This window comes from Microtetraspora niveoalba (assembly GCF_001570405.1).
GTDB classification, from domain to species: Bacteria; Actinomycetota; Actinomycetes; order Streptosporangiales; family Streptosporangiaceae; genus Microtetraspora; species Microtetraspora niveoalba.
In genome coordinates, this window is the sequence record NZ_BBYM01000069.1 from 1 (window position 1) to 12,632 (window position 12,632).

1 protein-coding gene is annotated in these 12,632 nt (G+C 72.6%); it reads right to left on the minus strand.

Annotated features, from left to right (window positions below; genetic code table 11):
• The coding region (locus tag AWQ70_RS39695; RefSeq protein ID WP_245647329.1) for a type I polyketide synthase at nt 1–12,592 on the minus strand (12,592 nt) is incomplete at its 3' end.
• Nucleotides 12,593–12,632 lie beyond the last annotated feature (40 nt).

The window sequence follows — 12,632 nt, forward strand, 5'->3', positions numbered from 1 at the left end:
GCTCATCGAGATGCACCAACCCCGACACCTTGGCCGCCAGCACCGCCTCGAACCGCTCCGGCGTCAGAGCGTCCAAGGTGCCGTCATCCAGAACACCCGCCGTGTGCACAACGCCTGTCAGCGGGACGTCCGCCGGGATCCCCGCCAGCACACCCGCCACCGCACCCCGATCGGCCACATCGCACGCCGCGACCGTCACCCGGGCACCCAGCCCGGTCAGCTCCGCCACCAGCTCGTCCACACCCGGCGCCGCCGTACCACGACGACTCGTCAACACCAGATGCGCGACACCGGACTCCACCAGCCACCGCGCCACGACCGCGCCCAACGCGCCGGTGCCGCCCGTGACCAGCACCGTCCCCGGCCGCGACGGCGACCACGGAGACCCGTTGCCGTCAGCCACCGCCCGCACCAGACGCCGCCCGTACACACCCGAAGCACGGATCGCCACCTGGTCCTCGTCACCCGAGAGGACCGCGACCAGCCTTTGACCCGCACGGTCGTCGACGACCGCCGGCAGGTCGATCAGACCGCCCCAACGCTCCGGATGCTCCAGCGCCGCGACCCGGCCGAGCCCCCACACCTGCGCCTGCACCGCACTCACCAGCGGATCCGACCGGCCGATGGACACCGCGCCGACCGTCACCGCCCACAACGGAGCCTGAATCCCCGCGTCTCCAAGCGCCTGCAGCAACGTCAGTGTCGTCTTCACCCCCATCGGCGTCACGCAACCCGACACGGGGGCCACCGCCGTCCCGGTCAGCGACAGCACACCGGCCAGCGCGCCCACTTCGGCGAGCCGCCCCGCCAGCGATGCGCGCTCGGTGCCGCCAAGCACCAGCCGCACCACCTCGCCCCCCGCCGACTCGAGCGCCGCTTCCACTGCCTCAGCGAGGGCGTCCGCCTCGGATGTTTCCGGCACCACCACCAGCCACCGGCCGGCCGGCGCTCCCGCCCGCTCGCCGGTCACCGGCTTCCAGATCACGCGGTAACGCCACGAATCAACCGCCGCCTCCTGACGACGTTGCCTGCGCCACGAGGACAACATCGGCAACACCGAGCCGAACTCCTCCGGCATCTCGCCGACGTCCAGAGCTGCGGCCAGATCGCCCAGGTCCTCGCGTTCGACCGCCTCCCAGAACCGGGACTCCACCACATCACCGGGCAGCACCGCTCGCGTCGCCCTCGGCTTCGGCCAGAACCGCTCCCGCTGGAACGCGTAGGTCGGAAGCTCCACCCGACGACCGCCCGGCAGCACGGCCCGCCAGTCGACGTCGACGCCGACCGACCACAACCGGACCAGCGCCATCAGTGCCGTTTCGGTCTCGTCCCGATCGCGGCGCAGGAGCGGCGCGAACACCGCGTCGACGGACTGCTGGGCCGGCGCCGTCTCCGCTTCATCCCGGCGCAGCACTCCCGCTTCATCGCGGTGCAGCACCGGCGCGAACACCCCGTCGAGCGTCTGCTGGGCCAGCGCGCAGAGCACCCCGTCCGGGCCCAGCTCCACGAACCGGGACACACCCCGCTCGCCCAGACACCCGACGCCGTCGGCGAAGCGCACCGCCTCCCGCACCTGCCGCACCCAATAGGCCGGGGAGGTGAGCAGCCCTGGTTCGGCGATTGTCCCGGTCAGGTTCGACACGATCGGGATCCGCGGCTCGTTGAAGGTCAGCGTCTCCACGATGGCCGCGAACTCGGCGAGCATCGGCTCCATCAGCCGGGAGTGGAACGCGTGCGACACCGTCAACCGGCTCGTCTTACGGCCCTCGGCCGCCCACCGCGCCGCCAGCTCGTCGATCACCTCGGCATCGCCCGAGACCACGACCGAGTTCGGGCCGTTGACCGCCGCGACGTCCACCAGGCCGCCGACCGCCTCGACCACCTCGGCCTCGGACGCCTGCACGGCCAGCATCGCGCCACCCGACGGCAGCGCCTGCATCAGCCGGCCACGCGCAGCAACCAGCGCACACGCATCCTGCAGCGACAACACCCCGGCGCAGTGCGCCGCCGCGATCTCACCGACCGAGTGGCCCAGCAGGAAGTCCGGGACCACCTGGAGCGACTCCAGCAGCCGGAACGACGCCACCTCGACCGCGAACAATCCGGCCTGCGCCCACATGGTCTGATCGAGATCGACACCGTCGAACACGACATCCCGGACTGGCCGATCGAGCCGCAGGTCCAGCTCCGCGCACACCGCGTCGAAGGCATCGGCGAACACCGGGAACCGCGCATACAGCTCGCGCCCCATCCCGGCCCGCTGCGCCCCCTGACCGGTGAACAAGAACGCGGTCTGCCCGTCACCCACGACCCCGGACTCGACACTGGGCTTACCGGCAGCCAGAGCGTCAAGCCCACGAAGCAGCTCCGCACGATCGCCGCCGACGATCACCGCCCGATGAGCCAGCGCCGCCCGGGTCGTGGCAAGCGACCAAGCGATGTCACGCACATCAGCGCCGGACTCCGCCAGGAATGCACGCAACCGCTCCGCCTGAGCACGCAGGCCATCCGCTGTCTTGGCGGAGACCGTCCATCCCAGGACACCCGCACCGCCAACCGGCACAGCCGGCTCCACCGAATGCGGAGGCGCACCCTCAAGGATGACGTGCGCGTTGGTGCCGCTGAGGCCGAAGGAGGAGACACCAGCACGGCGGGGCCGATCCCCGGAAGGCCACGGCCGGGCCTCGGTCAGCAGCTCGACCGCGCCCGCCGACCAGTCCACCTGCCGGGACGGCTCATCCACATGCAACGTCGCCGGCAACACACCGTGCCGCATCGCCAGCACCATCTTGATCACTCCGGCCACACCAGCGGCGGCCTGGGTGTGGCCGATGTTCGACTTGATCGACCCCAGCCACAGCGGGTGATCCCGCTCCTGGCCGTAGGTCGCCAGCAACGCCTGCGCCTCGATCGGATCACCCAACCGAGTGCCGGTGCCGTGCGCCTCCACCACATCCACCTCAGAGGGAGCGAGACGGGCGTTCGCCAACGCCTGACGGATCACCCGCTGCTGCGAAGGCCCGTTCGGCGCGGTCAGCCCATTGGAAGCGCCGTCCTGGTTGACCGCGCTCCCCCGCACCACCGCCAGCACCTCGTGCCCGAGCCGCTGCGCGTCCGAAAGCCGCTCCACCAGCAGGACGCCGACACCCTCGCCCCAGCCGGTGCCGTCCGCCGCGTCCGCGAACGACTTGCACCGTCCGTCCGACGACAGGCCGCCCTGCCGGTCGAACTCCACGAACGCCCCGGGCGACACCATCACCGTCACACCACCGGCCAGGGCCATATCGCACTCACCGTTGCGCAGCGCTTGCACCGCCAGGTGCAACGCCACCAGCGACGACGAACACGCCGTGTCCACCGTCACCGCGGGACCCTCAAGCCCGAACGAATAGGCGACCCGGCCGGAGATCACGCTGTTCGCCGTGCCTGCCAAGAGGTATCCCTCGGCTCCGTCCAGCCCCTCGGCCACGCCGCCGTACCCGGAAGGCGAGGCGCCGACGAACACGCCGACCGAGCGGCCGCGCAGGGAGCGCGGGTCGAGACCGGCGGACTCGAACATCTCCCACGAGGCCTCCAGCAACAACCGCTGCTGCGGATCCATCGCGAGCGCCTCACGCGGCGAGATCCCGAACAACCCCGCATCGAAGTCCGCCACCCCGTCGACGAAGCCGCCGCGGGCCGCGTCAACGTCCACCATGTCGATGGGCCAGTCCCGGTCGGCCGGGAAGCCGGTGACACCGTCATAGCCGCCCGCGACCAGGTCCCACAACTGGCCCGTCGTACGCACACCGCCCGGGTACCGGCAACTCATGCCGACGATCGCGATCGGTTCGTCCGTCGAGGACACGACGGCGGCGTCCGCGGCCGGCTGCGTGTGTTCAAGCAGCTCACCGGCCAGGTGTGCCGCCAGCGCGGTGGGCGTCGGATGGTCGAAGACGAGGGTGGCGGGCAGGGAGAGCCCGATCTCCGCGCTGAGCAGGTTGCGCAGTTCGACGGCGGTCAGCGAATCGAAGCCGAGGTCGCGGAAGGCCCGATCTGCGTCGATGCTCTCCGCGGAGGTGTGACCGAGCGCGGCCGCCGCGCGGGCCCGGATCAGGTCCAGCAGCATCCGGTGGCGGCGGCTGCCGGGAGCGGCGGCCAGGTCGTCGCGGAACGTCGAGCTGTGATTGACGGTGACCGGCGCGGGCGCGAGGACCGCCGCGGCCTCCGGCAGGTCGGCGAGGAGAGCGCTGTCCCGCCCGGAAACGAAGCTCGGCGCGAACCGCGCCCAGTCCACGTCAGCGACAGTCACACAGGTCTCGTCCCGGTCCACAGCCTGCGCCAGAGCGAGAACGGCCAAGCCCGGGTCCATCGCGGTCAGACCACGACGGCGCAGGAACTCCTCCGTCTCACCCTGCACAGCCATGCCCGCACCGGCCCAGGGACCCCACGCCACGGAGGTCCCGGACAACCCCCGGGCCCGCCGCTGCTGGACATGCGCGTCCAAGTGGGCATTCGCCGCCGCATAGACCCCCTGACCAGCGCTACCCCAGGTAGCCGCGATAGACGAGAACACCACGAACATGCTCAGGTCCAGCTCGCGGGTCAGCTCGTCAAGATGTGCCACACCAGTCGCCTTCACCTCCAGCACGCGCGCGATCTCGGCCTCGTCGGTGGCCGCGACCGGCATGGCCTGTCCCACACCGGCCGCATGCACCACGCCGGTGAGCGGGTGGCCGTCCGGAATCGCGGCCAGCACCGCGGCGAGCGAATCCCGATCGGTGACATCACAGGCGGCCACGGTGACTTGGGTGCCGCGCGCGTTCAGCTCGGCCACCAGTTCCTCCGTGCCGGGCATGTCCGCTCCTCGGCGGCTGGTCAGCACCAGACGGGGGACGCCACGGCCGGCCAGCCAGCGGGCCACCTCGGCGCCCAGCGCTCCGGTCCCTCCGGTGATCAGCACGGTGCCGGACGCCGTCCATGGCGTGCCGGCGGGCTCGCCGTTGGTCGCGCGGGCCAGACGGCGGCCGTACAGGCCCGCGTCGCGGACGGCGACCTGGTCCTCACCTGTACGGCCCGCGAGCACGGACACCAGACGGCGGCCGGCACGCGCGTCAAGCGCGGCCGGAAGGTCGACCAGACCGCCCCACCGGTCCGGATGCTCCAGCGCCGCCACTCGGCCAAGCCCCCACACCTGCGCCTGCTCGGGGTTGCGCAGCGGGTCGGAGCGGCCGACCGAGACGGCTCCGCTGGTGATCATCCAGAGGCGTGCGTCGATTTCCGCGTCGTCCAGCGCCCGGAACATGGCCAGCGACTCGGTCACCACCGCCGCGGAGGGGGCGACCATGACGACGCCCGCCACCTCGCCACACCGCAGGCCGCCACCGTCCATCCCCTGCCGGTCCATGCCGTCCAGCCGGTCCACCACGACCACCTCGGCACCGGCGTCCCGTAGCGCGATGGCGACGTGGACGCCCAGTTCGGAGTCCTCCGGCGCGGCCAGGAGCCAGGTCCCTGTCAGCGCATCGCTTCCTCCGGGGCCGGTGAGCGGCTTCCAGGTGATCTGATAGCGCCACGATGCGATGACCGACTCCTGACGGCGTGAGCGCCGCCAGGCGGAGAGCGCGGGTAGCACCGTTCCCAGCTGGCCGGGCGCGTCCTCCAGGTGGAGGGTGTCCGCCACCTCCGCGAGGTCCTCCCGGTCGACCGCTTCCCAGAATCGCGCTTCGTCCGCGTCCGCCGCCGAGGCCGGCCCGTCGACCGCTGCGAGTGGCTCCGGCCAGTACCGCTCCCGCTGGAAGGCGTAGGTCGGCAGGTCCACCCGACGCCCACCCGGCAGCACGGACGTCCAGTCCACCCCGACACCGGCCGTCCACAACTGGCCAAGCGCCGCCAACGCCGTCTCCGCCTCGTCGCGGTCGCGGCGCATCACCGGTGCGAACACCCCGTCGGCCGACTGCTGGGCCGGCGCCGTCTCCGCTTCATCGCGGCGTAGCACCGGCGCGAACATCCCCTCAGCCGCCTGCTGGGCCAGCCCGCACAACACCCCGTCCGGGCCCAGTTCCACGAACCGGGACACCCCCCGCTCACCCAGACACCCGACTCCGTCGGCGAACCGCACCGCCTCACGCACCTGCCGCACCCAGTACGCCGGGGACGTGAGCAGCCCGGGTTCGGCCACCTCGCCGGTCAGGTTCGACACGATCGAAATCCGCGGCTCGGCGAACGTCAGCGTCTCCAACACGGCCGCGAACTCGGCCAGCATCGGCTCCATCAACCGCGAATGGAACGCGTGCGACACCGTCAACCGGCTCGTCTTACGGCCCTCGGCCGCCCACCGCGCCGCCAGCTCGTCGATCACCCTGGCATCCCCGGAGACGACCACCGAGCTCGGGCCGTTGACCGCCGCGACGTCCACCAGGCCGCCGACCGCCTCGACCACCTCGGCCTCGGACGCCTGGACGGCCAGCATCGCCCCACCGGCGGGGAGCGCCTGCATCAGCCGGCCCCGCGCCGCGACCAGCGCACACGCGTCTTCGAGCGAGAGCACTCCGGCGCAGTGCGCGGCGGCGATCTCACCGATCGAGTGGCCCAGCAGGAAGTCCGGGACCACCTGGAGCGACTCCAGCAGCCGGAACGACGCCACCTCCACAGCGAAGAGTCCGGCCTGCGCCCACATGGTCTGATCGAGATCGGCACCGTCGAACACGACATCCCGGACCGGTCGATCGAGCCGCAGGTCCAGCTCCGCGCACACCGCGTCGAACGCGTCCGCGAACACCGGGAAGGACTCGTACAAGCCCCGCCCCATCCCGGCCCGCTGCGCCCCCTGACCGGTGAACAAGAACGCCGTCCGGCCCTCACCGGCCACACCCGAGACCACACCCGCCGAAGGCTCACCCTCGGCCAGCGCGCCGAGGCCGGCCAGCAGGCTGTCTCGATCGGCACCCAGCACCACCGCACGCCGGTCCAGGGCCGTACGGGTGGTCGCGAGCGACCAGCCCACGTCAGCCGGGTCCAAGGCCCGATCGGCGAGGAGGTGTTCCCGCAGCGAACGAGCCTGCGCGCGCAGGCCGTCGGCGGTCTTCGCGGAGACCGGCCATCCCAGGACACCCGCATCGCCGGCCGGCGCAGGCGGCTCGGTCGACGACGCCGGTGCGTCCTCGATGATGACGTGCGCGTTGGTGCCGCTGATCCCGAACGAGGAGACGCCGACGCGACGCGGCCGGTCCCCGCAGAGCCACGGCCGGGACTCGGTCAGCAACTCCACCGCGCCCGCCGACCAGTCCACCTGAGGAGTCGGCTCATCGACATGCAGCGTGGCCGGCAGCACACCGTGCCGCATGGCCAGGACCATCTTGATCACACCGGCCACTCCGGCCGCCGCCTGGGTGTGCCCGATGTTCGACTTGACCGACCCCAGCCACAACGGACGGTCCCGCTCCTGGCCGTAGGTGGCGAGCAGTGCCTGCGCCTCGATCGGATCACCCAACCGAGTGCCCGTGCCGTGCGCCTCCACCGCGTCCACCTCGGACGGCTCAAGACGGGCGTTGGCCAACGCCTGCCGGATCACCCGCTGCTGCGAAGGACCGTTCGGAGCCGTCAACCCGTTCGACGCGCCGTCCTGGTTGACCGCGCTGCCCCGCACCACCGCCAGCACCTGGTGGCCGTTGCGACGAGCGTCGGACAGCCGCTCCACCACCAGCAGGGCCACACCTTCGGACATGCCGGTGCCGTCCGCGGAGGCGGAGAACGCCTTGCATCGCCCGTCCGATGCCAGACCACCCTGCCGGTCGAACTCGGTGATCACGCCGGGGGCGGCGAGCACGGTCACGCCGCCGGCCAGCGCCAGCTCGCACTCGCCGTTCCGCAGCGCCTGCACTGCCAGGTGCAGCGCCACCAGCGACGACGAGCACGCGGTGTCGACCGTCACCGCCGGTCCTTCCAGCCCGAACGTGTACGCCAGCCTTCCGGAGGCGATGCTGGTCGCGCTGCCGGTCATCAGGTGCCCGACCGCGGTCTCCGGCAGTCGCATGCCGAGGCCGTACTGGGATGAGGCGGCGCCGATGAAGACGCCGGTGGGCGAGCCGTGCAGCGCCGACGCGGGCAGGCCCGCGGACTCGAACGCCTCCCATGCGGACTCCAGCAGGAGACGCTGCTGCGGATCCATCGCCAGCGCCTCGCGCGGCGAGATCCCGAACAGCTCGGCGTCGAACTCCGTCGCTCCGTCGACGAACCCGCCGCGCGCCGCGTCCCCGGACACCACGTCGATCGGCCAGTTCCGATCGGCCGGGAACTCGGAGATCGCGTCCGTTCCCGTGCTGACCAGCTGCCACAGGCCGTCCGGTGAGGCGACCGCGCCGGGGAGGCGGCAGGCCATGCCGACGATCGCGATCGGCTCGTCCGGCGAGGCGGCCGTCACCGGCCGGGCGGCCGTCACCGGCGCGGCCTCGCCGAGCACCTGGGTGGCGAGGTGGCCGGCGAGCGCGGACGGGTTGGGGTAGTCGAAGACCAGCGTCGCGGGTAGCCGGAGCCCGGTGGCGGTGTTCAGCCGATTGCGCAGCTCGACCGCGGTCAGCGAGTCGAAGCCGAGATCGCGGAAGGCCTGCCGCGCGCCGACGGCGTCCGCCCGGGCGTGCCCCAGGACGGCGGCGGCGTTGCCGCGGACGAGGTCCAGGAGGATCTGCCGCCGCTCGCCCGCGGGCAGGCCGTGCAGCCGCCGCGCCAGCGTGCCGGGTGCGGCGGCGTCCCGCTCGGCCGCGCGGCGGCCGGCTCGCCGGACGATGCCGCGCAGCAGCGCCGGGACCTCCGTGCCGCCGGCGGGGTCGAGGACGGTCGGCACCAGGTGCGGAGCGTGCCGGGTGCGCGCGAGGTCGAAGAGCGCGAGGCCCTGCTCGGTGCCCAAGGTGGCGCCGAGCCTGCCCGTGCGGGCCGTGCTCCGCCCGCCGACCAGGTGTTCGGTCATCGTGCTCGCCTGCCGCCAGAGGCCCCAGCCGAGCGACTGCGCGGGCAGCCCGCGGGCGCGCCGGTGGTGGGCGAGAGCGTCGAGGAAGCTGTTGGCCGCCGCGTAGTTGGCCTGGCCGCCGGTGCCGAACGTCGCCGAGGCGGAGGAGTAGAGCACGAACATGGCCAGGTCCGCGCCGAGGGTCAGGTCGTGGAGGTTGACCGCGGCGTCCACCTTGGGCCGGAGCACGGCTTCGAGCCGTTCCGGTGTCATCGCCTCGAACACGCCGTCGTCCAGCACGCCGGCCGCGTGCACGACGCCCGTCAGCGGGTGCGCGGCCGGGATGCCGGCGAGGACGGCGGCGAGCCCGTCCCGGTCGGCGGCGTCGCAGGCCGCCACGGTGACCCGGACGCCCAGCGAGTCCAGGTCGGCGGCCAGTTCCGCCGCACCCTGGCCGTCCAGGCCCTGGCGGCTGAGCAGCAGCAGCCGCCGTACGCCGTGCTCCGTCACCAGGTGCCGGGCCAGCAGGCCGCCCAGCGTGCCGGTCCCGCCCGTGATCAGCACTGTGCCGTCCGGGTCCAGCGGCACCGGCATCGTCAGCACGTTCTTGCCGACGTGCCGGGCCTGGCTGATGAACCGGAACGCCGACACCGCGTCCCGCACATCCCATGCGGTGATCGGGAGCATGTCCAGCACGCCGGCCTCGAACAGGGAGAGGATCTCCGAGAGGATCGCGGCCATGCGGTCCGGCCCGGCTTCGGCGGGGTTGAACGCCCGGTAGCGCACCCCCGGACGATCGGCCGCCACCTGCGCGGCATCGCGCAGGTCCGTCCTGCTCATGTCGGCGAACCGGCCGCCGTCGGCCAGGAGCCGCAGCGAGGCGTCCACGAACTCACCGGCCAGCGAGTTCAGCACCACGTCCACGCCGCGACCGCCGGTCGATTCGCGGAACCGGTCTTCGAACGCCAGATCCCGCGATGATGCGATATGTCCGTCGTCGAGCCCGGCCGCACGCAGCACCTCCCATTTGCCGGGGTTCGCCGTGCCGTACACCTCAAGACCGAGATGACGCGCCAGTTGTACGGCGGCCATGCCGACGCCGCCCGCCGCCGAGTGGATCAGCACCGACTCCCCCGGCCGGGCCGCCGCCACGTCGACGAGGCCGTAGTACGCCGTCGCGAAGACGACCGGCACGGCAGCGGCCTCCGCGAACGACCAGCCGTCGGGGATCCGTGCCAGCAGCCGCCGGTCGGTGACCGCCCGCGAGGCGAAGCCGCCCTCGAAGAACCCGAACACGCGCTCGCCCACCGTCAGGTCGGTCACCTCGGGGCCGACCTCGGTCACCACGCCCGCGGCCTCGGCTCCCATCTTCTGGGCCCGGTCCGGGTACATGCCGAGCGCGATCAGCACGTCGCGGAAGTTCACCCCGGCCGCGCGCACGGCGACCCGCACCTGCCCCGACGCGAGCGGGGCGTCGGGTTCCGCCAGCAGCGCCAGGTTCTCCAGGGTGCCCTCGTCGGTGATGTCCAGCCGCCAGGTGTCCGGCCCGGTGGGGACGGCCAGCCCGTCGGCGGTGTTCCGGCGCGCCAGCCGGGGCACCCACGCCTCGCCGGCGCGCACCGCGATCTGCGGCTCGCCGTCGATGGCCGCCCAGGTGGGCCACATCTCCGCGTCGCCACCCGCGGGGTCTCGGTCGATCAGGACGATCCTGTCCGGGTTCTCCGACTGCGCGCTGCGCAGCAGGCCCCAGACCGCCGCACCCGCCAGGTCCGTCACGCCCCGGCCGGGCCCGGCCGGGGTCGCGCCGCGTGTGGCGACCACCAGGCGGGTGCCGGAGAACCGGTCGTCCGCGAGCAACGTCTGGACCATGCGCAGCACGTCCGCCGTGGCCTGCCGGACCGTCGCCGCCACATCGCTGGAGCCTTCACGGTGCGGCAGAGCCAGGACGACCACGGGTGGCGGCGACGCGCCGTCCAGAAGCGCCTGCCAACTCCCGGCGTCGGCCGTGTCGACGCTCACCCAGGCCGAGGTGTCGGGCGGGGTGAGTCCCGTGCCGGGGAGCGGGACCCAGTCGACGGCGAACAGGGCGTCGTGGACGGCGCGGTCCCCGGCCTGCCGCAACGTTTCCGGGGTGATCTCCCGCAGCGTGAGTGACTCGATGCCGATCACCGGCGCACCGGCGGGGTCGGCGGCCCGCAGCTCCAGCCTGTCGGGGGCGGCCGTCAGAACCACTCGCAGTGTCGTGGCCCCGGTGGCGTGCAGGCGCACTCCGTTCCACGCGAACGGCAACCTGGTGCCGGGCTCGGCGCCATCGGCGAAGCCCACCGCGTGCAGGGCCGCGTCCAGGAGTGCCGGGTGCAGTCCGAAGCCATCCGACTCCACGCCGGGCGGGAGCTCCACCTCGGCGTAAACCGTCTCGCCGTTCTTCCAGACCGCTCGCAGCCCCTGGAACGCGGGGCCGTAGCCGTATCCGGCCGCCGCCAATCCGTCGTAGAACCCGTTCAGCTCCACCGGGTGGGCACCGGCGGGCGGCCACACCGCGAGGTCGTAATCGGCGGTCGGCTCGTCCGCGCCCAGCACGCCACGCGCGTGACACACCCACTGGCCGTCCTCCGTAACACGGGAGAACACCTCCACCGCGCGGTCACCGGAGTCGTCGACTCCGACGCTCACCTGCACGGCCACACCGCCCTGCGCGGGCAGGACCAGCGGCGCCTGCAGCACCAGCTCGCGCAACACCCCGCATCCGGCCTGCTCACCGGCCAGCAACGCCATCTCGACCAAGGCTGTCCCCGGCACCAGCACCTGCCCCAGGACGGCATGATCGGCCAGCCACGGGTGCGTCGACAACGACAACCGGCCTGTCAGCACGCACCCACCATCGGCCAGCGGAACCGCCGCTCCGAGGAGCGGATGCCCGGCCACCACCTGGCCCATGGCCGCGGCGTCGCCCGTCACCGCAGCGGGCTTCGGCCAGTACCTCTCGTGCTGGAACGCGTACGTCGGCAGCTCCACCCGACGGCCGCCCGCGACGAAACCGGTGAAGTCGACCTCCACCCCCGCGCACCACACCTCCGCGAGCGCCGCCAGGAACCGCTCCGCCCCGCCGTCGTCACGACGCAACGTCCCGGTCACGCTCACATCGGCACCCGCGTCGTCCGCGGTCTCCTGCACCCCGACCGTCAACACCGGATGCGGACTGCACTCCACGAACACCGACCGGCCATCCGCCAACAACGCCCGCGCCGCCTGCTCGAACAACACCGGCGACCGCAAATTCTCATACCAATACGCCGCATCCATCACGGAGGTATCGATCAGCCCACCCGACACCGTCGAATAGACCGAAACCGCCGAACTCACCGGCACGACCGGCGCCAGCTCAGCCAGGACCTCGCTCCGGATCCGCTCCACCTGCGGCGAATGCGACGCGTAATCCACCGGAATCCGCCGCGCCCGCAACCCCCGCTCCTCACAAATCGCGAGCAGGTCCTCCAGCGCCTCCGGCTCGCCCGCCACCACCGTCGAGGACGGACCGTTCAACGCCGCCACCGACACCCGGCCCGCGAACCCGCCCAACACCCCCTCGACCGTCTCCCGCCCGGCGGCGACCGACACCATGCCCCCACCACCGGCCAGCACGGTCAACGCCCGGCTGCGCAGCGCCACCACACGCGCGCCATCCTCAAGAGACAGCGCACCCGCCACC